The 23,645-nt window shown below is 62.8% G+C and carries 25 protein-coding genes and 1 other RNA gene; 17 read left to right on the forward strand and 9 right to left on the reverse strand.

Going from position 1 to position 23,645, the window contains the following annotated elements; all coding sequences use genetic code 11:
• Positions 1 to 156: 156 nt before the first annotated feature.
• From rho to DNK06_RS22205, 3 genes are all read left to right on the forward strand, one after another.
• On the forward strand, positions 157 to 1,416 hold the full coding sequence (rho, locus tag DNK06_RS22195) for a transcription termination factor Rho (RefSeq protein WP_131182167.1): 1,260 nt from the start codon (positions 157 to 159) through the stop codon (positions 1,414 to 1,416).
• A 109-nt stretch (positions 1,417 to 1,525) separates the two neighbouring features.
• Positions 1,526 to 2,992 (forward strand): 4-hydroxy-3-polyprenylbenzoate decarboxylase, encoded by a 1,467-nt coding sequence (ubiD, locus tag DNK06_RS22200; protein ID WP_131182168.1) that lies wholly within the window; start codon positions 1,526 to 1,528, stop codon positions 2,990 to 2,992.
• On the forward strand, positions 2,992 to 3,957 hold the full coding sequence (locus DNK06_RS22205) for a CDP-6-deoxy-delta-3,4-glucoseen reductase (RefSeq protein WP_131182169.1): 966 nt from the start codon (positions 2,992 to 2,994) through the stop codon (positions 3,955 to 3,957). Before ubiD ends, DNK06_RS22205 begins: the two co-directional genes overlap by 1 nt.
• 82 nt (positions 3,958 to 4,039) lie before the next feature.
• Here the strand turns inward: DNK06_RS22205 and DNK06_RS22210 are convergent, their stop codons facing one another.
• The gene (locus DNK06_RS22210; protein WP_131182170.1) at positions 4,040 to 5,017 is read right to left on the reverse strand and encodes an NADPH:quinone oxidoreductase family protein; all 978 of its coding nucleotides are present in this window, start codon (positions 5,015 to 5,017) and stop codon (positions 4,040 to 4,042) included.
• Between the two features lie 142 nt (positions 5,018 to 5,159).
• On the opposite strand from DNK06_RS22210, the gene DNK06_RS22215 reads away from it, so the two are divergent.
• Entirely contained in the window at positions 5,160 to 5,573 is a 414-nt protein-coding gene (locus DNK06_RS22215; RefSeq protein WP_131182171.1) for a flagellar basal body-associated protein FliL, read from the forward strand.
• Here the strand turns inward: DNK06_RS22215 and DNK06_RS22220 are convergent, their stop codons facing one another.
• Positions 5,574 to 6,023 (reverse strand): EVE domain-containing protein, encoded by a 450-nt coding sequence (locus tag DNK06_RS22220; RefSeq protein ID WP_131182172.1) that lies wholly within the window; start codon positions 6,021 to 6,023, stop codon positions 5,574 to 5,576.
• A 123-nt stretch (positions 6,024 to 6,146) separates the two neighbouring features.
• On the opposite strand from DNK06_RS22220, the gene DNK06_RS25165 reads away from it, so the two are divergent.
• Entirely contained in the window at positions 6,147 to 6,287 is a 141-nt protein-coding gene (locus DNK06_RS25165; protein WP_165493695.1) for a hypothetical protein, read from the forward strand.
• Here the strand turns inward: DNK06_RS25165 and DNK06_RS22225 are convergent.
• From DNK06_RS22225 to DNK06_RS22240, 4 genes are all read right to left on the reverse strand, one after another.
• Positions 6,284 to 6,880, reverse strand: coding sequence for a 5-formyltetrahydrofolate cyclo-ligase (locus tag DNK06_RS22225; protein WP_131182173.1), 597 nt, complete (start codon positions 6,878 to 6,880; stop codon positions 6,284 to 6,286). The genes DNK06_RS25165 and DNK06_RS22225 overlap by 4 nt on opposite strands.
• A 115-nt stretch (positions 6,881 to 6,995) precedes the next feature.
• Positions 6,996 to 7,174, reverse strand: a non-coding RNA gene (gene ssrS, locus DNK06_RS22230) — 6S RNA.
• 33 nt (positions 7,175 to 7,207) lie between these two features.
• Complete coding sequence (locus DNK06_RS22235) at positions 7,208 to 7,522, reverse strand: cell division protein ZapA (protein ID WP_131182174.1); 315 nt, start codon at positions 7,520 to 7,522, stop codon at positions 7,208 to 7,210.
• Positions 7,519 to 7,728: a TIGR02449 family protein gene (locus DNK06_RS22240; RefSeq protein ID WP_131182175.1), complete on the reverse strand. Its 210-nt coding sequence runs from the start codon at positions 7,726 to 7,728 to the stop codon at positions 7,519 to 7,521. The genes DNK06_RS22235 and DNK06_RS22240 overlap by 4 nt, the downstream gene beginning before the upstream one ends.
• Before the next feature lie 145 nt (positions 7,729 to 7,873).
• Between DNK06_RS22240 and DNK06_RS22245 the strand changes: the two genes are divergently transcribed.
• From DNK06_RS22245 to gcvH, 12 genes are all read left to right on the forward strand, one after another.
• Positions 7,874 to 8,428, forward strand: coding sequence for a YecA/YgfB family protein (locus DNK06_RS22245; RefSeq protein ID WP_131182176.1), 555 nt, complete (start codon positions 7,874 to 7,876; stop codon positions 8,426 to 8,428).
• Positions 8,429 to 8,467: 39 nt separating this feature from the next.
• Positions 8,468 to 9,802, forward strand: a complete 1,335-nt coding sequence (gene pepP, locus DNK06_RS22250; RefSeq protein ID WP_131182177.1) for a Xaa-Pro aminopeptidase — start codon at positions 8,468 to 8,470, stop codon at positions 9,800 to 9,802.
• 4 nt (positions 9,803 to 9,806) lie between these two features.
• Complete coding sequence (gene ubiH / locus DNK06_RS22255) at positions 9,807 to 10,997, forward strand: 2-octaprenyl-6-methoxyphenyl hydroxylase (RefSeq protein WP_131182178.1); 1,191 nt, start codon at positions 9,807 to 9,809, stop codon at positions 10,995 to 10,997.
• Entirely contained in the window at positions 10,994 to 11,476 is a 483-nt protein-coding gene (locus DNK06_RS22260; RefSeq protein WP_131182179.1) for a DUF4442 domain-containing protein, read from the forward strand. The genes ubiH and DNK06_RS22260 overlap by 4 nt, the downstream gene beginning before the upstream one ends.
• 13 nt (positions 11,477 to 11,489) lie before the next feature.
• A complete protein-coding gene (locus DNK06_RS22265) occupies positions 11,490 to 12,707 on the forward strand; it encodes a 2-octaprenyl-3-methyl-6-methoxy-1,4-benzoquinol hydroxylase (RefSeq protein WP_165493694.1) in 1,218 nt (405 codons plus the stop codon).
• Between the two features lie 434 nt (positions 12,708 to 13,141).
• A complete protein-coding gene (locus DNK06_RS22270; RefSeq protein ID WP_131182181.1) occupies positions 13,142 to 13,642 on the forward strand; it encodes a sigma-70 family RNA polymerase sigma factor in 501 nt (166 codons plus the stop codon).
• Positions 13,643 to 13,645: 3 nt separating this feature from the next.
• The gene (locus tag DNK06_RS22275) at positions 13,646 to 14,581 is read left to right on the forward strand and encodes a FecR domain-containing protein (protein WP_131182182.1); all 936 of its coding nucleotides are present in this window, start codon (positions 13,646 to 13,648) and stop codon (positions 14,579 to 14,581) included.
• 116 nt (positions 14,582 to 14,697) lie between these two features.
• Positions 14,698 to 17,133, forward strand: coding sequence for a TonB-dependent siderophore receptor (locus DNK06_RS22280; protein WP_131182183.1), 2,436 nt, complete (start codon positions 14,698 to 14,700; stop codon positions 17,131 to 17,133).
• Positions 17,134 to 17,272: 139 nt separating this feature from the next.
• On the forward strand, positions 17,273 to 18,274 hold the full coding sequence (locus DNK06_RS22285; RefSeq protein WP_131182184.1) for an extracellular solute-binding protein: 1,002 nt from the start codon (positions 17,273 to 17,275) through the stop codon (positions 18,272 to 18,274).
• A 108-nt stretch (positions 18,275 to 18,382) separates the two neighbouring features.
• A complete protein-coding gene (locus DNK06_RS22290) occupies positions 18,383 to 19,996 on the forward strand; it encodes an ABC transporter permease (RefSeq protein ID WP_131182185.1) in 1,614 nt (537 codons plus the stop codon).
• Between the two features lie 209 nt (positions 19,997 to 20,205).
• Positions 20,206 to 21,300: a glycine cleavage system aminomethyltransferase GcvT gene (gcvT, locus tag DNK06_RS22295; RefSeq protein WP_131182186.1), complete on the forward strand. Its 1,095-nt coding sequence runs from the start codon at positions 20,206 to 20,208 to the stop codon at positions 21,298 to 21,300.
• 113 nt (positions 21,301 to 21,413) lie between these two features.
• The gene (gene gcvH, locus DNK06_RS22300) at positions 21,414 to 21,797 is read left to right on the forward strand and encodes a glycine cleavage system protein GcvH (protein WP_131182187.1); all 384 of its coding nucleotides are present in this window, start codon (positions 21,414 to 21,416) and stop codon (positions 21,795 to 21,797) included.
• Positions 21,798 to 21,845: 48 nt separating this feature from the next.
• Here the strand turns inward: gcvH and DNK06_RS22305 are convergent, their stop codons facing one another.
• The 3 genes from DNK06_RS22305 to DNK06_RS22315 form a co-directional block, all read right to left on the reverse strand.
• Positions 21,846 to 22,148 carry a DUF2388 domain-containing protein gene (locus tag DNK06_RS22305; RefSeq protein ID WP_131182188.1) on the reverse strand — a complete coding sequence of 101 codons (303 nt, stop codon included), beginning with the start codon at positions 22,146 to 22,148 and terminating at the stop codon, positions 21,846 to 21,848.
• A 114-nt stretch (positions 22,149 to 22,262) separates the two neighbouring features.
• Positions 22,263 to 22,715, reverse strand: coding sequence for an NfeD family protein (locus tag DNK06_RS22310; RefSeq protein ID WP_131182189.1), 453 nt, complete (start codon positions 22,713 to 22,715; stop codon positions 22,263 to 22,265).
• Positions 22,716 to 22,718: 3 nt separating this feature from the next.
• Positions 22,719 to 23,642, reverse strand: coding sequence for an SPFH domain-containing protein (locus DNK06_RS22315; RefSeq protein ID WP_131182190.1), 924 nt, complete (start codon positions 23,640 to 23,642; stop codon positions 22,719 to 22,721).
• Between the last annotated feature and the right edge of the window lie 3 nt (positions 23,643 to 23,645).

The raw sequence follows: 23,645 nt of genomic DNA on the forward strand, positions 1-23,645 counted from the left end.
GCCCGTTGCTTTCCCTAAGCAACCCCCTGCACGCCGCTGCCAACGCATCCTAATCGAACATTCGACAATAAAGCGGGCGCCTGTCGCCTATCTGCGCTGCGGCCTCTCAAGCTCAATGCTTACCATTCCCTCCTTATATGATTACGTCATTCCTATATGAATCTGACTGAACTCAAGCAAAAGCCAATTACCGAACTGCTGGAAATGGCCGAACAAATGGGCATCGAGAACATGGCCCGTTCGCGCAAGCAGGACGTGATCTTCTCGCTGTTGAAAAAACATTCCAAAGGCGGTGAGGAAATTTCCGGTGATGGCGTACTGGAGATCCTCCAGGACGGCTTCGGCTTTTTGCGCAGCGCGGACGCCTCCTATCTCGCCGGCCCGGATGACATCTATGTCTCGCCGAGCCAGATCCGCCGCTTCAACCTGCGTACCGGTGACACCATCGTCGGCAAGATCCGCCCGCCGAAAGAAGGCGAGCGTTACTTCGCGTTGCTCAAGGTCGATACGATCAACTACGACCGTCCGGAGAACGCCAAGAACAAGATACTGTTCGAGAACCTGACGCCGCTGTTCCCCAACGAGCGCCTGGTCATGGAGGCCGGTAATGGCTCCACCGAGGACATCACCGGCCGTGTGATCGACCTCTGCGCACCTATTGGCAAGGGCCAGCGCGGCCTGATCGTCGCTCCGCCGAAAGCGGGCAAGACCATCATGCTGCAGAACATCGCCTCGAACATCACGCGTAACAACCCCGATTGCCATCTGATCGTTCTGCTGATCGACGAGCGCCCGGAAGAAGTGACCGAGATGCAGCGCACCGTGCGCGGTGAAGTGGTTGCGTCGACCTTCGACGAGCCGCCGACCCGTCACGTGCAGGTCGCCGAGATGGTGATCGAAAAGGCCAAGCGTCTGGTCGAGCACAAGAAGGATGTGGTCATCCTGCTCGACTCCATCACCCGCCTGGCGCGTGCCTACAACACCGTGATCCCGAGCTCCGGCAAGGTACTGACCGGTGGTGTCGACGCCCACGCCCTGGAGAAACCGAAGCGTTTCTTCGGTGCCGCGCGTAACATCGAAGAAGGCGGTTCGCTGACCATCATCGCTACCGCGCTGGTCGAAACCGGCTCGAAGATGGACGAAGTGATCTACGAAGAATTCAAGGGTACCGGCAACATGGAGCTGCCCCTGGATCGTCGTATCGCCGAGAAGCGCGTGTTCCCGGCCATCAACATCAACCGCGCCGGTACCCGTCGCGAAGAGTTGCTGACCGCCGAAGACGAGCTGCAGCGCATGTGGATTCTGCGCAAGCTGCTGCACCCGATGGACGAGATCGCCGCCATCGAGTTCCTGATCGACAAGCTCAAGGCCACTAAAACCAACGACGAGTTCTTCATGTCCATGAAGCGCAAGTAAGGTCTGGTAGCAGTCCAAAAGCCGGGGAAACCCGGCTTTTGTCTGTCTGTAGTATCTGCAAGACCGACTTCGGCGCTAAACTTTGCGCCCCGATTCGAGAGGCTCCAGCATGCAGTATCGCGACCTGCGCGACTTTATCCGCGGCCTGGAAGAGCGCGGCGAGCTCAAGCGCATTCAGGCGCCGGTGTCGCCGATCCTGGAAATGACCGAGATCTGCGACCGCACCCTGCGCAAGGGTGGCCCGGCTCTGTTGTTCGAGAACCCCACTGGCCACGACGTGCCGGTACTCGGCAACCTGTTCGGTACGCCGAAGCGCGTGGCGCTGGGCATGGGCGCGGAGGAGGTGTCGGAGCTGCGTGAGATCGGCAAGCTGCTGGCGTTCCTCAAGGAGCCCGAACCGCCGAAGGGCCTGAAAGATGCCTGGAGCAAACTGCCGATCTTCAAGAAGGTCATCAGCATGGCGCCCAAGGTACTCAAGGATGCGCCCTGCCACGAAGTGATCGAGGAGGGCGACGACGTCGACCTCGGCAAGCTGCCGATCCAGCATTGCTGGCCGGGTGATGTGGCGCCGCTGATCACCTGGGGCCTGACGATTACCAAGGGCCCGAACAAGGAACGCCAGAACCTCGGTATCTATCGCCAGCAGGTCATTGGCCGCAACAAGGTGATCATGCGCTGGCTCAGCCATCGTGGCGGTGCGCTGGATTATCGCGAGTGGTGCGAGAAGCATCCGGGTAAGCCCTATCCCGTTTGCGTGGCCCTGGGCGCTGACCCGGCGACTATTCTCGGCGCGGTGACGCCGGTACCCGACAGCCTGTCCGAATACGCCTTCGCCGGCCTGTTGCGCGGTCATCGTACCGAACTGGTCAAGGCCATCGGCAATGACCTGCAGGTGCCGGCCAGTGCCGAAATCGTCCTCGAAGGCGTTATCCATCCGGGCGAGACTGCGCCGGAAGGGCCTTATGGCGATCACACCGGCTACTACAACGAGGTCGACACCTTCCCGGTGTTCACCATCGAGCGCATCACCCGCCGTCGCGATCCGATCTACCACTCGACCTACACCGGCCGTCCGCCGGACGAGCCGGCGATTCTCGGCGTGGCGCTGAACGAAGTGTTCGTGCCGATCCTGCAGAAGCAGTTCCCAGAGATCACCGACTTCTACCTGCCGCCGGAAGGCTGCTCCTACCGCATGGCGGTGGTGACCATGAAGAAGCAGTACCCCGGCCATGCCAAGCGCGTGATGCTCGGCGTGTGGTCGTTCCTGCGACAGTTCATGTATACCAAGTTCGTTATCGTCACCGACGACGACATCGATGCCCGCGACTGGAACGACGTGATCTGGGCCATTACCACGCGCATGGATCCCAAGCGCGACACGGTGATGATCGAGAACACGCCGATCGACTATCTGGATTTCGCCTCGCCGATCTCCGGTCTTGGCTCGAAGATGGGCCTCGACGCCACCCACAAGTGGCCGGGCGAGACCAGTCGCGAGTGGGGGCGGGCGATCGTCAAGGACGATGCGGTCACGCGTCGTGTCGATGAAATCTGGAGCCAGTTGGGAATCGATTGATGAAGGTCACCCTGCAACCGTCCGGCGCGGTTCTCGATGTCGAAGCGGGCGAACGCATCCTCGATGCCGCCCGACGCCTCGGCTACACCTGCCCGCAAAGCTGTCGCAATGGCAATTGCCACGTGTGTGCGGCATTGCTGGTCGAAGGGCGCGTGCGCCAAGGCGATGCCGAACTCGATCATGGCGAGCTGTACACCTGCATCGCCGAACCGCTGGAAGACTGCGTGCTGCACTGGGATGGTGTGCTGGCGCCTGGTGAACTCGCGGTACGCAGCCTGGGCTGTCAGGTGCTGGCGTGCATCGATGCTGGTGGCGACGTCTGGCGCGTGCGCCTGCGTGCACCGGCCGGCAAGCCGCCGCGCTACCACGCCGGTCAGTATCTGCTGATCGAGCGTCGGGATGGCGAGAAGTCGGCGTTTTCCATGGCGTCTGCGCCCCAGGAAGGTCGCGATCTCGAACTGCATATCCTCGGCCGCGAAGCGAGTGCCCTGAACCTGCTGCAGCAACTGCGCGAGGAGAGCGTGGCGCGGGTGCAACTGCCGTTCGGCGATGCCCACCTGGCCGAGTTGCCGGACGGCCCGCTGGTGCTGATCGCCGCAGGCACCGGCATGGCGCAGATGCACAGCCTGATCGAGGAATGCCGTTCCCGAGGCTTCGAACACCCGGTACACCTGTACTGGGGGGCTCGTCGTCCGGAGGATTTCTACAGTTTGCCGCATTGGCAGGAGTGGCAGGCGCTGCCCAATCTGTTCCTGCACCAGGTGGTCAGCGACCAGTGTGGCTGGAAGGGCCGCTGTGGTCTGCTGCACGAAGCGATCCGCGAAGATTTCGACGATCTTGGCGCGCTGCACGTCTATGCCAGCGGTTCGCCGAACATGGTATATGCAACGCTGGACGCACTGGTCGAGGCCGGGATGGATGCCCACCAGATGCGCGCCGACGTATTCGCCTATGCGCCTAGATAAGCGGCAAGCCACAAGCTACAAGCTGCAAGTAAGAGCACCTATGCTTTGTCTTGTAGCTTGTAGCTTGTAGCTTGTAGCTGCTTTAGCGCACCTGGATCACTAGCTTGCCCACTGCCCGGCGTTCGGACAGGGCGGTGATCGCCTCACCGGCCCGCTCCAGGGGGTAGGTCTGCGACACCAGCGGCTTGACCTTGCCCTCGGCATGCCAGGCGAACAACTGGCCGAAATTGGCGGCGTTTTCGGCTGGCTGGCGTTGCGCGAAGGCGCCCCAGAACACGCCAACCACCGCGGCGCCCTTGAGCAGCATCAGGTTCACCGGCAGCTCCGGGATGCGCCCGCTGGCGAAACCGACGACCAGCAGGCGGCCGTTCCAGGCGATGCTGCGCGCTGCCTGGTCGAACAGGTCGCCGCCGACCGGGTCAACGATCACATCGGCGCCCTGGCCATTGGTCAGGCGCTTCACTTCCTCCTTGAGGTTCTGCGTGCCGTAGTCGATCAGCTCATCGGCGCCAGCCTGTTTGGCGATTTCCAGCTTGGCGGCGCTGCTTGCGGCGGCGATTACCCGGGCGCCCATGGCCTTGCCGATCTCGATCGCAGCCAGGCCAACACCCCCGGATGCACCGAGTACCAACAGGGTTTCGCCTGCTAGCAGCCCGGCGCGATGCTTGAGTGCATGCATCGAGGTGCCGTAGGTCATGCCGAAGGCTGCTGCGCTGACGAAATCCATGCTGTCGGGCATCGGCAGTACGTTGTAGGCGGGCACCGCGACCTGCTCGGCGAAGCCGCCCCAGCCGGTCAGCGCCATGACCCGATCGCCGGCCTGCAGATGGGTAACCTTGTCGCCAACCGCACTGATCACGCCGGCCACTTCACCACCGGGCGCAAAGGGCAAAGGCGGCTTGAACTGGTATTTGCCTTCGATGATCAGGGTGTCGGGAAAATTCACGCCAGCGGCCTGAACCTCGATCAATACTTCGTTACCCTTCGGGTACGGGCTATCGATGTCTTCCAGTACCAGGGTTCCGTCGGGGCCGAAGGCCTTGCACAGCAATGCTTTCATCGTGATCACCTCCTGTTTCCCGCAGTCTAGGAGGAGGGGCGCCAGGGTCAACGAGCATCGCTGGCCCTGATGGGCTTCCATAAGCATTGGGATCCGTCGCAGGCGTTGCTATGCTTGTCGGTAATCCAATGGAGATTGCCTTGTGAAAACCCTCATCACGCTTTTGCTTGCCTGCGCGCTGTCGATCCCGGCTTTCGCCAATGAGGAAAGGAAGGAAGGTGAGGGCGCCGCCTCTCAGGTGATCTACCACAGCCTGACGCCAGCATTGGTCGGTAACTTCGGCGCCGGCCCGAAGCTCAAATACTATAAGGCTGACGTTGCCCTGCGGGTCTCCGGCGCCGAGGCCGAGGCCAAGGTCACCCACCATGAGCCGCTGATCCGTAATCAGTTGGTGATGCTGTTTTCCCAGCAGACCGAAGAGAGCCTGGCTACGCCCGACGCCAAGGAAACGCTGCGCCAGGAAGCCCTCAAGCAGGTACAGCAGGTGCTCAGCGATGAAGAAGGCCGGCCGCTGGTCGAGGATCTGCTGTTCAACAACCTGATTCTGCAGGGCTGATCAGCGCAGCAGCAGGATCGCTGTCCACTGCGCTTCGGTAACGGGCATCACCGATAAGCGGCTGCCCTTCTGTACCAACGCCAACTCCTGTAACGCACCCTGAGCTTTCAACTCGGCCAGTGGGATGACGCGCGTGAAGGCCTCGACGAATGCCACGTCGATGGCCGTCCAGGGATTCTTTTCCGCGCTGGCCTTGGCATCGAAATAGTGACTCTTTGAATCCAGCGCGGCTGGGTCTGGATAGGGGCTGCCTTCGATGCGGGCGATTCCGGCTACCCCAGGCTGCGGGCAGCTCGAATGATAGAAAAGGAACTGATCGCCGTCCTGCATGCTGCGGATGAAGTTGCGTGCCTGGTAGTTGCGCACACCATCCCAGCGCGTCTTGCCCAACTGCTGCAGGTCGTGGATGGAAAGTTCGTCGGGTTCGGATTTCATCAGCCAATAGGGCATGAACTTTGCTCTCTCGGATCAGGGCGGTGAGCGTGTGCCTGTCGGCTGCGCTCGAATGCGAAGGGATAATCGCTGAAATATATCTTGTCAGTCCCGGACGATTGTTCCGTGGGGAGTTGTTACATGAGGCGAAAACCGGATCTATTGTGGGTGCTGGTGGTGGTGTTCACCCTGGGCATGGTGACCACCGGGTATACACAAAGCCAGTGGCAGCAAGGCTCTCAGCTGTCGACCAGCGTTCAGCCGGGTATCAGCGGGCGTTAGTACCAGCCTCTATCGGTAACCGTGGCATCCAGCGGTATGTCCCAGCTTGCCATGGGCAGTCGATCGACTTGCTGACAACCGTGAGCCAGCCCCAGCAGTGTCGGTTTGTGCCAATTATTGCGCCTTGCGCGATAGGCAAGGCTGCGGTCGTAGAAACCGCCGCCCATCCCGAGTCGGCCGCCGTGGCGATCGAAACCCACCAGTGGCAGGAGAATCAGATCCAGTGCCCAGACCTTGCGCTGGCGCTTGTTGTCGCGCCGAGGTTCAGGGATACCGAAGCGGTTGCCTGCCAGCCCCTCGTGCACGTCGATGCGCTGAAACACCATGCTGGTGCGCGGCCAGGATTTCAGTACGGGCAGATAGACCTGCTTGCCGCGGGCGTGAGCAGCAGCGATCAGCAGGTGCGGATCGATTTCCCCGTCATTGGCCAGGTACAGTGCAATATGTCGGGCGCGGCGAAACAGCGGATGCTGGGCCAACTGGCGATACAGCGCCTGGGCGGCATTTCGCTGTGCCGCTGGCGTCAGCGCCCGACGTTGCTGGCGCAGTTTGCGGCGCAGCTGGGGGCGTGTTAGGTCGTTGGCGTCGATCATGGGCAGGCAGAAAAGTTGTCGGCAGCGACTTCCGACATCGCCTGCGACGCCCCGCGGCAATGGCAGGCAATAAAAAGCCCACTGCCAGCGTAAGCCAGCAACGGGCTATGAATTGTGACTCCCCAGCATGCCGCTGTCGGTTTAGCCCTTGAACCCGAAAGTTCAAGGTGGAGGTTGCAGGAAACCTTAAGGCTTTCCGTCGAGCGGACATGCACACCGGCCTCAACTGACAACCCCCAGGGTTGTGCGTATCGGCTCAGGGACATCACCAACTGGCGCACACTCCAGGGAGCCGCGGCCAGTATAACGCAAAGTGACGACCGTTGGTCAGACGCCACGGCCATCGGCATCATCAGCCAGGGCATTGTCGACACGGCCAAGCAGATCACGCACATGATCACGGGTCGTGGTGGCCTGCTGATCCAGGTGCTGCTGTTTGTGCAGCAAATCATGGGTGATGTTCAGCGCGGCCATCACGGCAACGCGGTCGGCACCGATCACTTTGCCGCCGCTGCGGATCTCACGCATCTTGCCGTCCAGGTAACGGGCGGCATTCTGCAGGTTGCTCCGCTCATCTGCAGGGCAGGCGATGCAATATTCTTTGTCCAGAATCTGGACGGTAACGGTATTCGATTGGGTCATGAGTCCTGCTCCAGGGCTTTGAGGCGCGAAATCATCGATTCGACCTTATGCCGGGCCATTTCGTTCTTTTCGATCAGATGAGCGCGTTCTTCACGCCAAGCCTGTTCGCTCTCCAACAAGAGGCGGTTGTGTGCCTTGAGTCGCTCGACGCGCTGGATCAGCAACTCCAGCTTGGCCGTTAGGGCGTGTAGATCGGCGTCTTCCATTGGCTCTCGCTTTGGCAGGGTTGTCCAGGATATATAGGCTCGGCGGCAGATAGGTGCAAACCCGCTGATGGTCTTGGCGCGTCTGCCGGTGCTAGGATACAAGGCCTCCATTCTAGTGATTGCGCCTCTTGGCGCCTAGTGATCGATGCCGACTTCCAGTTCTCCCTACGCTGCATTCGCCACCTTGCTTGCCAGTGGTGGCTCTTCTGTTTCTCCTGCCGAACTGCACGGCCTGCTGCTGGGCCGCAGTTGTGCTGGTGCCGGCTTCGAGGCCGGCCCCTGGCTGGCCGATGCCACCGAGCTGCTCGGTGCCGAGCCCCCGGACAACGTCCGTCAGGCGCTGATTGGCCTGCAGGAGATGGTACGCGGCGAATTGACCGGTGACGATGTCACCGTGGTCTTGCTGCTGCCCTCCGACGACGCCCCGCTGGCCGAGCGAGCGGCGGCTCTGGGCCAGTGGTGCCAGGGCTTTCTCGGTGGCTTCGGTCTGACCGCCGGTGACGCCGCGCTGAGCGCTGAAGCCATGGAAGTGCTGCAGGATTTGTCCGCCATCGCCCAGGTGCAGAATGCGCTGGACGAATCCGAGGACGGTGAGAACGATTACATGGAGGTCACGGAGTACCTGCGTGTGGCGCCCTTGCTGCTGTTCACCGAGTGCACCAAGCCGGCTGCCCCAACGCCAAAGCCCTCGCTGCACTGATCCCGCCTTCCATTCGACTGATCGGAACCTAGCTTGCCCATGACCAGCATCTCCAAAGCGGAATACGCCCGTCGACGCAAGACGCTGATGGCGCAGATGGAACCCAACAGCATCGCCATCCTGCCGGCGGCGCCGGTGTTCATCCGTAACCGTGATGTTGAGCACGTATACCGCCAGGACAGCGACTTCCAGTACCTTTCCGGTTTCCCCGAGCCCGAGGCGGTTATCGCCCTGATCCCGGGCCGCGAGCACGGCGAATATGTGCTGTTCTGCCGCGAGCGTGATCCCGAGCGTGAGCTGTGGGATGGCCTGCGTGCCGGCCAGGAAGGGGCCATCAGTCGCTTTGGCGCGGACGATGCCTTTCCCATCGGTGATATCGACGACATTCTGCCGGGCCTGATCGAGGGTCGTGAGCGTGTCTACTACGCGGTGGGTACCAACCCGGAGTTCGACCGACACCTGATGGAGTGGGTCAACGTGATCCGCTCCAAGGCCCGCCAGGGCGCCACGCCGCCGAAGGAATTCGTCGCCCTCAATCACCTGTTGCACGATCTGCGCCTGTACAAGTCCGCCGGGGAAGTGAAGGTGATGCGCGAAGCGGCGCAGATTTCCGCCCGTGCCCACGTGCGCGCCATGCAGGCCAGCCGCGCCGGATTGTACGAATATCACCTGGAAGCCGAGCTGGATTACGAGTTCCGCAAAGGTGGCGCGAAGATGCCGGCCTACGGCTCCATCGTCGCGGCGGGCAGGAATGCCTGCATCCTGCATTACCGCGAGAACGATGCCCTGCTCAAGGACGGCGACGTGGTACTGATCGACGCCGGTTGCGAGATCGACTGCTACGCCAGCGACATTACCCGTACCTTCCCGGTCAGCGGCAAGTTCTCGCCCGAGCAGAAGGCCATCTACGAGATCGTGTTGGCGGCCAACATGGAAGCCTTCAAGCACATCGCCCCCGGACGTCACTGGAACGAAGCCCATGAGGCCACCGTGCGGGTGATTACCGCCGGGCTGGTCGAGCTGGGCCTGCTCAAGGGTAATGTCGATGAGCTGATCGCCGCGGAAGCCTACAAACCGTTCTACATGCACCGTGCCGGCCACTGGCTGGGTATGGACGTGCACGATGTTGGCGAATACAAGGTCGGCGGCGAATGGCGCGTGCTCGAAGTGGGCATGGCCATGACCGTCGAGCCGGGCATCTACATCGCCGTGGATAACCAGAGCGTCGCCAAGAAATGGCGCGGCATCGGTGTACGCATCGAGGATGATGTCGTGGTGACCAAGACGGGCTGCGAGATTCTCACCGGCGACGTGCCCAAGGCCGTCGACGAGATCGAGGCACTGATGGCCGCCGCCCGCGCGCAGGTAGCCTGAGGCCATGCAGCGGGTCGATCTGGCGATCATCGGCGGCGGACTGGTCGGTGCCAGCCTGGCGCTGGCGTTGCAGGGCGAGGCGCGTAAACGCGGTTGGCGAATTGCCCTGATCGAGCCATTCGCTCCCGGCGAAGGCTACCAGCCAAGCTACGATGCCCGCTCCACGGCGCTTTCCTACGGCTCGCGGCTGATCTACGCAGGCCTCGGCCTGTGGCCGGCGCTCGCCGAGCAGGCTACGGCCATTCGCCAGATACATGTATCGGATCGCGGGCGCTTCGCTGCCGCACGACTGAGTGCCGAGGAAGAGGGCGTTCCTGCCCTGGGCTACGTGGTGGAAAACGCCTGGCTCGGCCACTGCCTGTGGCAGGCGCTGGATACCGAGGTGATCCAGTGGCGTTGCCCGGCCCATGTCGAGCGGATGGAAGCGCTGCCGGATGGCTATCGCCTGACCCTCGATGACGAAACCCTGATCGACTGCTCCCTGGCCGTACTCGCCGATGGCGGGCGCTCGTCGCTGCGCGAGCAGTTGGGCATCACGGTGCAGCAACGACCCTACGACCAGACCGCGCTGATCGCCAATATCACACCTGCGCGCCCCCATGATGGCGAAGCGTTCGAACGTTTTACCGAATCCGGGCCGCTGGCGCTGCTGCCGCTGTCCGACAATCGTTGTGCGCTGGTGTGGACGCACCCGAGCCGCGATGCCGAGCGGCTGCTGAAGCTGGATGAACGAGCGTTCCTCGCGCAATTGCAGGAAGCCTTCGGTTACCGCCTCGGTGCGCTGCGCCAGGTCGGGGCGCGGGTGCCGTATCCACTGGTGTTGGTCGAAGCGGCCGAGCAGGTGCGCGCCAATCTGGTGGTGCTGGGCAACGCCGCCCATAGCCTGCACCCGATTGCCGGGCAGGGCTTCAACCTGTCGTTGCGTGATGTTCGTGCCCTGGCCGATACCGTGCTGGCGAGTTCCGCCCCGCTTGGCGATCTGGCCACTCTGCAGCGTTATGCCAGTGCTCAGGCTGGCGATCAGGCCTTCACCGTGGGTTTCTCGGATCAGGTCACCCGGCTGTTCAGCACCGACCAGCCGTTGCTCGCCGCGGGCCGCAACCTGGGCCTGCTCGGTCTGGAGTTGCTGCCGCCGGCCAAACGCTGGTTCGCGCGTCAGGCCATGGGCATGGGTACTCGCGGTACGTCGCAATGAATGCCCGCCAGCTGGCGCGCAAGGCTCGCCTGCTGCGCTGGATCATGAATTTCTACCCGCCCTATCTGGGCGCCGGCGTATGGGTTCGGCGCATCGCGCCCGACTTTCGCCAGGTCGAGGTGAAGATGCGTCTGGGCTGGTACAACCGCAATTACGTGGGCACCCAGTTCGGCGGCAGCCTGTATTCGATGACCGATCCGTTCTACATGTTGATGCTGATGGAGAACCTGGGCCGCGATTACGTGGTCTGGGACAAGGCTGCCAGCATCGATTTCATCGCGCCTGGCAAAGGCCCGGTATTCGCGTCGTTCGCCATCGACCAGGCCTTCATCGACGAAGTGCGTGAGCGCACCGCAGCGGGTGAAAAGTACCTGCCCGAGTTGCAGGTGGAAGTGCGTGATGGCGACGGCACTCTGGTGGCGCGGGTACACAAGACTCTCTACGTGCGGCTCAAGCCGCGCCTGCGGCAGGCAGCCTGAGGAAATGGACGAAATGCGTGCAGATCTGATCATCGTCGGTGCCGGAATGGTCGGCAGCGCCCTGGCCCTGGCCTTGCGCGAACAGGGCCTGGAATGCCTGGTGCTGGATGGCGGGCCGATGAGCGTCGAGCCGTTCGATGGCAGCCTGGCGTACGAGCCAAGGGTCAGCGCGTTGTCGATGGCCAGCCAGCGTATTCTCGAACGCCTCGGCGCCTGGCCGGGCGTGCTGGCGCGGCGCAGTTGCCCCTACAGCGAGATGCGCGTATGGGATGGCAGCGGCACCGGCAGCATCCATTTCAGTGCTGCCAGTGTGCATGCCGATACCCTCGGCCATATCGTCGAGAACCGCGTGGTGCAGGACGCCCTGCTCGAGCGCCTGCATGACAGCGATATCGGTCTGCTCGCCAATGCGCGCCTGGAGCGCTTGCGTCACTCCGGGGATGACTGGCTGCTGACCCTGGCCGATGGCCGCGAATTGCGTACACCGCTGTTGATCGCGGCTGACGGTGCCAATTCGGCAGTGCGTCGCCTGGCGGGCTGCGAAACCCGCGAATGGGATTACCTGCACCATGCCATCGTCACCAGCGTGCGTTGTGCCGGTGCCCATCAGGCTACCGCCTGGCAGCGTTTCACCGACCAAGGCCCGCTGGCTTTTCTACCCCTGGGCGAGCGCGACGGCGAGCATTGGTGCTCGATCGTCTGGTCGACCACGCCGGAGCAGGCGGCCCATCTGATGGCGCTGGGCGACGATGAGTTTTCCACAGCCCTGGGGCAGGCTTTCGAGTATCGCCTGGGCCAGGTGCTGCAGGTGGATCGACGCCTGTGCATTCCGCTGCGGCAGCGCCACGCCAAGCGTTATGTCGAGCCTGGGCTGGCGCTGATCGGGGATGCCGCCCATACCATCCACCCTCTGGCCGGGCAGGGCGTCAATCTCGGCTTTCTCGACGCCGCGGTGCTGGCCGAAGTACTGGGGCAGGCCGCCGGGCGTGGCGAGCGGCTTGCCGACGAGCGCGTGCTGAGCCGCTACGAGCGCCGACGCATGCCTCACAACCTGGCGATGATGGCGGCGATGGAAGGCTTCCAGCGCCTGTTCCAGAGCGATGCCCTGGCGCTGCGCTGGCTGCGTAATACCGGTCTGGGGCTGGTCGATGGCCTGGATGAGGCCAAGGCGCTGTTCGTGCGCCAGGCATTGGGCCTGAGCGGCGATCTGCCGGATCTGGCCAGGGCCTGAGTGGCGCAACGGCGAGAAAGGAGAGCGGTAGCGGCCATTTGTGGACGACGCTTCACCTACGCGGCCCGACCCGTCCACCGCTCTACGATCGCGATGGTGGATGAAAAGAGCGTCATCCACCCTACGTCCGCTACGGGGCCATGGCACGAACGTAGCCTGGATTAGCCGCAGGCGTAATCCGGGGCCGAAGGCCTGAACCTTCGTTATGACGCGGATCATCGAACGTCCGCTACTGCCTTGTAATCGTCATCGCCGCCGTCCCCCTCGCTTTACCAGCAAAATTCGATCACGGAATTGGTTACACCGCCGCAGAGCTGCCTTTGTTCGAGCCGTCCCCGTCTATTACTACGGGTTAATCTCCATGCTCAGCTTGCATCCAGCGGAAGGCTTGCAAGACAATGCGATGCATTATCATCTTTCGCCCTGGTGCTGCCATGTCCGGCCCGGATCATTCCGCGTTGCATCTTCTCTACAGCGAACACAACGGCTGGCTCAAGGGCTGGCTGCGCGCACGCCTGGGCAATGCCAGCGATGCCGCCGATCTGGCCCAGGATACCTTCCTGCGCGTGCTCAGCGCCCGGGACGTGCAGGCCATCCGCGAGCCACGTACCTACCTGAGCGCCATCGCCCGTGCGCTGATGATCGACAAGTTCCGGCGCCAGGCCGTCGAGCAGGCTTATCTCGATGTGCTGGCGTTACGGCCCGAGCCGATGGACATCTCGCCGGAAACCCGCCTGCTGATCCTGGAAACCCTGATGGCGGTCGACGCCATGCTCGACGGTCTTGGCGAGCGCACGCGGCGCATTTTTCTGGCGGTGCAACTGGAAGGGCTCAGCTATGTCGCTACCGGCGAGCGCCTGGGCGTGTCGGTGACCACGGTGAAGAAACACATGATCCGTGCCATGACCCACTGTCTGTTGCTGATGGACGACTGAGCGATGGATCGCCAGACCCTGGAAGCCGCCGCTACCTGGTACGTGCAACTCAACGCCACGCCGCCGAGCGAGGCCGAGCGTCAGGCGCACCGTGAGTGGTTGGCGCAGCACCCTGGGCATCGCCAGGCGTGGGCACGGGTAGAGCGCCTGCAGCATCAGCTCGGCGGCTTGCCGGCGGACGTTGCGCTACCCGCGCTGGATGGCGTGCGTGCGCGGCGGCGCGTGGTACTCAAAACGTTGGGCTTGCTGCTCGCCTCCGGGGCGGCGGGTTGGGCGTCCCTCGACCTGGCGCCGACGCAGGCCTGGCTCGCCGATCAGCGCACGGCCACCGGTGAGCGTCGAAACCTGCACCTGAGCGATGGCAGCGTGCTGGATCTGAATACCGCGACGGCGGTGGATATCCGCTTCGACGCCCGTCTGCGTCAAGTGCAGCTGCATCGCGGCGAGATACTCGTCCGCACCGCTGCCGATCCGGCGGGACGGCCCTTCGTCGTGCATACCGCGCAAGGCAGTGTGCGGGCGTTGGGTACCTGTTTCAGTGTGCGCTGCGATGGCGACAGAACCCATGTCGCCGTGCTGCAGGACGTTGTCGAAGCGCGTGCGGCGGGGCAACCGAATCGGGCCATACGTCTCGCTGCCAACCAACAGGTCGATGTCGAGGCTGCAGCGGTCGGTACGCCCAGCGCCCTACTGCCGGGAGCGGGCGCCTGGGCGCAAGGCATGCTGACAGTGATCGACTGGCGCCTGGATGCCTTCGTCGCCGAGCTGGGGCGCTACCGTCCCGGCTATCTGGGCTGCGCCGATACGGTGGCGAGCCTGCGCTTGTCTGGTGCTTTTCGAATCGACGACACCGACATCATCCTGGAAAACCTGGGTGCTTCGCTGCCGATTCGGGTGCGTTACCTGAGCCGCTATTGGGCGCGCATCGAGCCGGCCTGATCCAGTCAGCAAAAAAATAGTCATTTTGGGTTGCCGATTTTCATTCTCATTCGGCCAAGCACATGAAGCGGTTTGCAATACCGCGGATCTGCCCAGCTCATGACAAGGAAATGACCATGCCCCGCTTTCTCTCGCCGGCCAAGCCGATGGCCCGCGCCGTTCACCTGGCCCTGTTCGGTTTGACCTGTGCCTCGCTGCCGTTGCTCTGCGCTTTACCGGGCCACGCTCTGGCGCAGGAGGCCGCCGTACAGAGCTACCGCATCGCTCCCGGCTCGCTGGGTACCGCCCTGAGCCAGTTCGCGACGGTAGCCGGGGTGACGCTTTCATTCGCTGCCATGCAGACCGAGGGGCTCGACTCGCCGGGCCTGCTGGGCGATTACGGCGTGGACGATGGGCTGGCTCGTCTGCTTCAGGGCAGTGGTTTGCAGGCCCAGCGTCAGGGTAACGGCAGCTATGTGTTGGTGCCGACCAGCCAGAGCCAAGGACTGCAACTGTCCGCACTGAGCATTTCCGGCAAGGCGCCGGGGGCGACCACCGAGGGCACGGGCTCCTACACCACCGAGTCGTCCAGCAGCTCGACACGCCTGAATCTGTCGCCCAAGGAGACGCCACAATCGGTCACGGTGCTGACCCGTCAGCGTCTGGACGAACAGAATCTCGACAGCCTGACCGACGCCCTGGATGCCACCACGGGCATCACCGTGATCCGCGAAAGCCTGGGGGCAGACAGTACTACCTATCTGTCGCGTGGTTTTCCCATCCGGAACTTCGCGATCGACGGGGTGCCGACGTCGGCAAGCATGGACAATTACACCCAGAACACCGCCATGTACGACCGCGTAGAGGTGGTGCGTGGCGCCACCGGGCTGGTCAGTGGCCTGGGCAACCCTTCCGCGACCATCAACCTGATCCGCAAGCGTCCCGGCATCGAACCCCAGGTTCAGTTGTCGGCAGAGGCCGGTAGCTGGGATCGTTATGGTCTGGGTGTGGATGTCGGCGGTGCGCTGACCGAGAGTGGCAACGTGCGGGCGCGCTTCGTCGTCGATCACAAGGATCAGCACGCCTGGATCGACCGCTTCAGCCAGGAACTGAGCACCGTCTATGGCATCACCGAGCTGGATTTGAGCGACTCGACCTTGCTGACCCTGGGCTTCAGCCATCAGACCACCCACAGCAACGCACCGATGCGTACCGGCTTTCCGCTGTTCACCACCGACGGCGGAAGAACCGATATCAAGCGCTCGTTCAACACCGCGCCTGACTGGACGTACTACGATCGCCAGCAGAGCACGCTGTTCGCGTCCATCGAGCAGCAATTCGCCAATGGTTGGAGCGGCAAGCTGGAATACAGCCATGCGCGCAACGACTACGACACCGTGGTCAGCTACATGGATGGTGAGATCGAGCGAGCCACCGGCGCAGGTGCCTACATCATGCCGACCCGCTGGCAGGCAACGCCTGAACAGGACAATGTCGACGCCTACCTCACCGGCTTCTTCCCACTGCTGGGGCGCGAGCACGAGCTTATCGGCGGGGTGACCCTGTCGCGCCTCGAGGAGCGGGGAACGGCCAACTACGGCGGCTGGCAGCGCCCGGGCTCCGGTTATGCCGGCAGCATCGACAGCATCTACGGGTGGAACGGTCAGGCGCCGAAACCGGTGTTCGACAAGATCGGTGAGAGCGACCTGACCGAAACCCAGTACGCCGCCTACCTGACGTCCCGCTGGCACCTGACCGATGCGGCCAGCCTGATCCTCGGCGCGCGGGTGGTGGACTGGAATCGCGAAAGCAAAAGCTGGCTGTACGGGGGTGCCAGCAGCAAGGCGGAGCGTACCGAAACCGGCATCGTCATTCCCTATGCCGGCTTCGTCTATGACCTGAATGACACCTGGACGGCCTACGCCAGCTATACGCAGATCTTCAATCCGCAGAACGCGAATATTCGCGACGTCAGCGGCACGCCGCTGGATCCTCAGGAAGGCACCGGGTATGAGCTTGGCCTGAAGGCCGGCTTCTACGAGGGGCGGCTCAATGGCAGCCTGGCGGTATTCCGCGTCGAGCAGGATAACCTCGCGGTGGCCGACGGCAGCCTGCTGCAGCCCAATGGCTTCCAGGCCTACAAGGCGGAAAATGGCACGACCAGCGAAGGTGTGGAGTTGGAGGTCAATGGTGAGCTCAGCGAAGGCTGGCAACTGACGGGTGGCTACTCCTATAGCGTCAGCTTCAACGCCGACGACAAACGTATCGTCACCGAGATCCCGCGCAACAGCGTCAAGCTGTTCACCAGCTATCGGCTACCGGGCGCACTGGACAAGCTCACCGTCGGCGGCGGTCTGAACTGGCAGAGCGAGACCGGGTACGACCTCAGTTATGCCACCACGCAGAGCAGCTACGCCCTGGTCAACCTCATGGCGAAGTACCAGCTCACGCCAGCGCTCTCGGCATCGGTGAACCTCAATAACCTGTTCGACAAGGAGTATCTCACCACCACGGCGGCAGGTTTGTATGGTGCGCCGCGCAATGTCATGACCAGCCTGCAATACAACTACTGATGTCGCGGCGAGTGCCCACGCGGCCCGTGTGGCATGCTCTTCAACGGCAGCGGTAATATCTGGCAATGACCTTACGATGGGCCTTGAAGATGAGACTCACTATCATCCTCTCTCCTTCAACTTCCATAAGGTCTTTGCCATGTCGGTACGTCGCGCGCTGCTTGCCGTATTCACTCTGAGTGCTCTTTCCAGCGCCGTTCAGGCGGCCGATGAAGTCGTGGTGTATTCCTCTCGGATCGATGAACTGATCAAGCCGGTGTTCGATGCCTACACCGCCAAGACCGGCGTCGCGGTCAAGTTCATCACCGACAAGGAAGCGCCGCTGATGGAACGCATCAAGGCCGAGGGCGAGAACACGCCGGCGGACTTGCTGCTCACCGTGGACGCGGGCAACCTCTGGCAGGCAGAGCAGATGGGCATTCTGCAGCCGCTGAAATCCAGCATCGTCGAAGACAACATTCCCGCTCAGTACCGCGCCAGCAGCGGTGCCTGGACGGGGTTGTCGCTGCGCGCGCGAACCATCGTGTTCGCGCCGGAGCGGGTCAAGGAAGGCGAACTGACCACCTACGAAGCGTTGGCCGACAAGAACTGGGAAGGCCGTCTGTGCCTGCGTACCAGCAAGAAGGTCTACAACCAGTCGCTCACCGCGACCCTGATCGAGACCCATGGCGAAGCCAAGGCCGAAGAGATCGTCAAGGGTTGGGTCAACAACCTGGCCACCGACGTATTCCCCGATGACAACTCGGTGATCAATGCCGTTGCCGCCGGCCAGTGTGACGTGGGCATGGTCAATACCTACTACTTCGGCCGCCTGCACCAGCAGAACCCGGATCTCAAGGCCAAGCTGTTCTGGCCGAACCAGGAAGACCGCGGTGTGCACGTCAACCTGTCGGGTATCGGCCTGACCAAGAACGCGCCGAACCCGCAAGCCGCCCAGAAGCTGGTCGAGTGGATGACCAGTGCCGAGGCGCAGAACATCTTCGCCGATGCCAACAAGGAATTTCCGGCCAATCCGGCGGTGAAACCGTCTGCGGAAGTCGCTTCCTGGGGTGAGTTCAAGGCCGACAGCATCGCCGTGGAAGTGGCGGGCAAGCGCCAGGCCGAAGCCATTCGCCTGATGGATCGCGCCGGCTGGAATTGATCGCTGACCGCTGCGTCTGAGCGAGCTGCTGATCCGCTCGCCAGGTGCCTGTAATCCGACGCCCCGGCTTGTCCGGGGCGTCGTGCTTTGCGCTTTCTAGGAGTCTGCGTGGCCCATTCAGTCCAGCGTCGCTGGTATCCCATCGCCTTTGCCGTGGCCCTGTTGGTGCTCATGCCATTGCTGGTTCTGTTGGCGAGCTGGCACGAAGTGGATCGGCAGATCTGGTCGCATCTGTGGCAGACGCAGATGCCACGGTTGATCGGCAATACCCTGACGTTGGTGCTTGGCGTGGGCGTCGGGGTGACCTTGCTGGGGGTGAGCCTGGCCTGGCTCACCAGCCTCTGCGAATTTCCCGGCCGGCGCTGGCTGGACTGGGCGCTGATGCTGCCCTTTGCCATTCCCGCCTACGTATTGGCCTTCGTGTTCGTTGGCCTGCTGGACTTCTCCGGCCCGGTGCAGACGCTGCTACGTGAGTGGTTTGGCAGTGCTGTGCGATTTCCGCGGGTGCGTTCAACGGCTGGGGTGATCATCGTCCTGGTGCTGGTGTTCTACCCCTACGTCTACCTGCTGGCGCGCAACGCCTTTCTGGCCCAGGGCAAGGGGCTGATGGAAGCGGCTCGCACGCTCGGGCACACGCCCTGGCAAGCCTTCTGGCGTGTCGCGCTGCCGATGGCGCGACCCGCCATCGGTGCGGGGCTGGCGCTGGCGCTAATGGAAACCCTGGCCGACTTCGGAGCCGTGTCGGTATTCAACTTCGACACCTTCACCACGGCCATCTACAAGACCTGGTACGGCTTCTACAGTCTGACCAGCGCCGCGCAACTGGCCTGCCTGCTGCTGTTCGCAGTGATGCTGGTGCTCTATGGCGAGCGCCGCGCCCGTGGGGCCGTACGGCCTTCCGTCGAGCGACCGCGTAGCGGGGCGCTGTATCGCCTCACCGGATTGCGCGCCTTGGCGGCCAGCGGCTGGTGCCTGCTGGTATTCGTCTGTGCGTTCGTCATTCCGGTGCTGCAACTGCTGGTGTGGTTCTGGCAGCGCGGGCGCTTTGACCTGGATGAGCGTTACCTGGCGTTGATTCTGCACACCCTGTACCTGGGCGCGATGGCGGCGCTGATCACGGTCGCTGTGGCGTTGTTGCTGGCGTTCGCCCGGCGTCTGGCTCCGACCCGGTTGATGGGCGCCACTGTCGGCCTGGCCAACCTCGGCTACGCCTTGCCGGGCTCGATGCTGGCGGTGGCGATCATGCTGGCCTTCAGCACCCTGGATAATGGCGTGGTCATCCCACTGTCGAAATGGCTCGGCGGCTCCGGCAAGGCGCTGCTGCTCGGCAGCCTCGGTGCGTTGCTGCTGGCCTACCTGATCCGCTTTCTTGCCGTGGCCTATGGCCCGCTGGAAAACAGCCTGGCGCGGATTCGCCCGTCGCTGCCACAGGCTTCGCGCAGTCTGGGGATTGGTGGTGTGCTGCTGTTCCTGCGCGTTTATCTGCCGCTGCTGATGCCTGGCGTCCTGTCCGCGGCGCTGCTGGTGTTCGTCGATGTGCTCAAGGAAATGCCCGCCACATTGCTGATGCGGCCGTTCGGCTGGGACACCCTGGCCGTGCGCATTTTCGAGATGACCAGCGAAGGCGAGTGGGCGCGCGCCGCGTTGCCGGCTCTGACGCTGATACTGGTCGGTCTGTTGCCGGTAATTTTTCTCATCCGTCGCTCCGCTCAGCGAATCTGATAGACGGTCGCCAGGCAGGCGCCCGGCCGTCCCGTGGGCTATCCCGCCGGGTTTGTTACAAGGCCTGTCAATGTCCAAGATGACCGACCCCGACCATGCGGCTACAATGCGCGCCATTCGCTGCGGCCCGCCATGCAGCCACTTCCATGTCATCTGGAATGGCCCTATCCGTGCGCGCCACAGCCTTGCAACGCCCGGAAGGAGATCCCATGGGACAGCGCACACCTCTTTACGATCTACACCTCGCGCTCGGCGCGAAGATGGTCGATTTCGGCGGCTGGGACATGCCGCTGCACTATGGCTCGCAAGTCGAGGAGCACCATCAGGTGCGTCGCGATTGCGGCGTTTTCGATGTCTCGCACATGACCGTCATCGATGTGCTGGGTGGCGAAGCGCAGGGCTACCTGCAGCATCTGCTCGCTAACGATGTGGCGCGTCTGCAGGTGCCGGGCAAGGCGCTGTACAGCGCCATGCTCAATGAGGAAGGCGGCGTGATCGACGATCTGATCGTCTACCTTCTCGACGCATCCAGTGCGCCGACCTATCGGCTGGTGGTCAACGCTGCCACCCGTGACAAGGACTTGGCCTGGATGCGTGCGCACAGCACAGAGTTCGGTGTGGAACTGCGCGAGCGCAGCGACCTGGCGATGTTCGCCATCCAGGGCCCCAAGGCACGTGCCAAGACCTCCGAACTGGTGAGTCAGGCCCGTGCCAGCCTGATCCACGAACTCAAGCCCTTCCAGGGGCTGCCTGACGGCGAGTGGTTTATCGCTCGTACCGGTTATACCGGTGAAGACGGTTTGGAAATCATGTTGCCGGCTGGTGAAGCGGTGGCCTTTTTCAATGACCTGGTAGGTGCCGGAATTTCACCGATCGGCCTGGGCGCGCGTGACACCCTGCGTCTGGAAGCCGGCATGAATCTCTATGGCCAGGACATGAGCGAGCAGGTTTCCCCGCTGGCCTCCAACCTGGCCTGGACGGTGGCCTGGGAGCCGGCCGAGCGCGCCTTTATCGGTCGCGAAGCGCTGCAGCGCCAGTACGACGACGGTTCGCACTCGCGTCTGGTTGGCGTGGTACTCGAGGAACGCGGCGTGCTGCGCGCTCATCAGGTGGTGCGGGTCGATGGTGTGGGCGAGGGCGAGATCACCAGTGGCAGCTTCTCTCCCACACTGGGCAAGTCGATCGCGCTGGCTCGTGTACCGGCCAAGACGGGTGATCGAGCCGAAGTGGAAATCCGCGGCAAGTGGTACCCGCTTCGTATCGTGCAGCCGAGTTTCGTACGCCATGGCAAAGTGCTGATCTGATGCGGTCGGCCAGATGCGGTCGGCCAGATGCGATTGACTGGATGCGACCTGCGCGCACCTGGTAAATTTCCCTGACGGCGCGGTCGCCGTCCTGTCTGATGAGGAACGACAACATGAGCTCTATCCCCGCCGATCTGCGTTACGCCACCAGCCACGAGTGGGCGCGCCTGGAGGCCGACGGCAGCGTAACCGTGGGCATTTCCGATCATGCTCAGGAAGCACTGGGCGATGTGGTGTTCATCGAGTTGCCGGAAGTCGGCAAGGTACTGGACGCTGGCCAGGAAGCGGGTGTTGTGGAATCGGTAAAAGCCGCTTCCGACATCTACGCACCGGTCGGTGGTGAAGTGATCGCTATCAATGAAGCGCTCGCTGACAGCCCTGAAAGCGTCAACAACGACCCGTACGGCAGTTGGTTTTTCAAGTTGCAGCCTAGCGACGCTGCCCAGTTGGAGAAGCTGCTCGACAGCGCCGGCTACGAGGCGAGCATCGACGGCTGAACCGTCGACGCGGCATAGAAGAAGCCGGCCCGAGGGCCGGCTTCTTCATCACTGCTGGGCAGTGAGAATCGCAGTCGCCAGTTCCAGGTCGCTGGCTTGCAGATCGGGATGATCCGCACGGATCTTCTGCAATGCGGCTTCCAGATACGGGCCACGGATCTCGCCATTGCTGGCGATATAGCTGCTGGCATCATCCTGCGCGGGGATGACCATCTTGTTGTCCTTGAACGTCAGGTAGGTCGACGCAGTGGTCGCACCCGAGGACAGGATATCGCGCAGGTTGGCGGAGAATGCCTGGGAGGATGCTGCCAGGAACAGGCCAGCGAACAGCAAGGAACTTAAACGGCGCATAGCAGTAACTCCTGTTGATTTTCCTACTGCTTAGGAGTGTGCCGCCACGTGACTGGTTCCACGTATTCTCGGATAGCGGCCTGCATGCAGCGCAGATGCCGCGAGTGAGTCAGTTTAGGTGGCTGCCGCGCGTACTTTCAGCAGGACACCGTCCTGGCCAACGACCTCGACCAGGGTGCCGACCGGCATATCCGGGCCAACCACCAGCCACAGTGAGTCTCCGGCCTTGATCTTGCCACGACCACCCGCGATGGCTTCGTGCAGCACGAACTGCCGTCCCAGCAGCTCCTGGCCGCGGCTGTTCAGGCCCGGCTGCTCGGAGTTCTGGCCGGCACTGCGCTGGCGCTTCCACCAGAACACCGCGGTCAATACAGACAAGCTGCCAAACAGGATGAATTGCAGCGCCCATGGCGTATCGGGGATCACGTAGGTCAATACGCCGACACTGGCCGCGGCCACGCCAATCCACAGCAGGTAACCGCCGGCACCGAACACCTCGAGAATCAGCAGCACGGTACCGAGTGCCAGCCAGTCCCAGAACGTCAGGTTCTGCAGATAAGCCAGCATGACTCAGGCCTTCTTGTCGGTGAAAGTGGCCTTGACGATCTCGCCGATACCACCGACCGCGCCGATCATCTGGCTGGCCTCCAGTGGCATCAGGATCACCTTGCTGTTGTCGGCGCTGGCCAGGCGGCCGAGGGCGTCGATGTACTTTTGGGCGACGAAGTAGTTGATCGCCTGCACGTTGCCTTCGGCGATGGCCACCGAAACCACGCGGGTCGCCTCGGCTTCCGCGGCGGCGGCACGCTCGCGCGCTTCGGCCTCGAGAAACGCCGCCTGCCGCTCGCCCTCGGCCTCGAGGATTTGCGCCTGCTTCTTGCCTTCCGCGGTGAGAATGGCGGCGGCACGCAGACCTTCGGCCTCGAGAATTTGCGCACGCTTGATACGCTCGGCTTTCATCTGCCCGGACATGGCCGCCATCAGGTCGGCAGGCGGGCTGATGTCCTTGATCTCGATCCGGGTGATCTTGATACCCCAGGGCGCGGTGGCTTCGTCGACGGTTTTCAGCAGCTTCTCGTTGATGCCATCACGCTGGCTGAGCATGGCGTCCAGTTCCATGGAGCCGAGCACGGTACGGATGTTGGTCTGCAGCAGATTGCGAATGGCATGTTCGAGGTTGTTCACCTCGTAGGCGGCCTGGGCGGAATTGATCACCTGAAAGAAGCACACTGCGTCGATCTGCACCGTGGCGTTGTCGGCGGTGATGACTTCCTGGGGCGGAATATCCAGCACGCTCTCCATGACATTGAGCTTGCGGCCGATGCGATCCATCACCGGGACGATGATGTTCAAGCCGGGTTTGAGCGTGGTGGTGTAGCGCCCGAAGCGTTCCACCGTCCACTGGGAACCTTGCGGCACCACCTTGAAGCCCATGAATACGACGGCGAATGCCAGGCCGACGAAGAGAAAGATGACTGCGCTACCGATTTCCATGAA

The sequence above is a fragment of the Phytopseudomonas daroniae genome, from assembly GCF_004327285.1.
Taxonomy (GTDB): Bacteria; Pseudomonadota; Gammaproteobacteria; order Pseudomonadales; family Pseudomonadaceae; genus Aquipseudomonas; species Aquipseudomonas daroniae.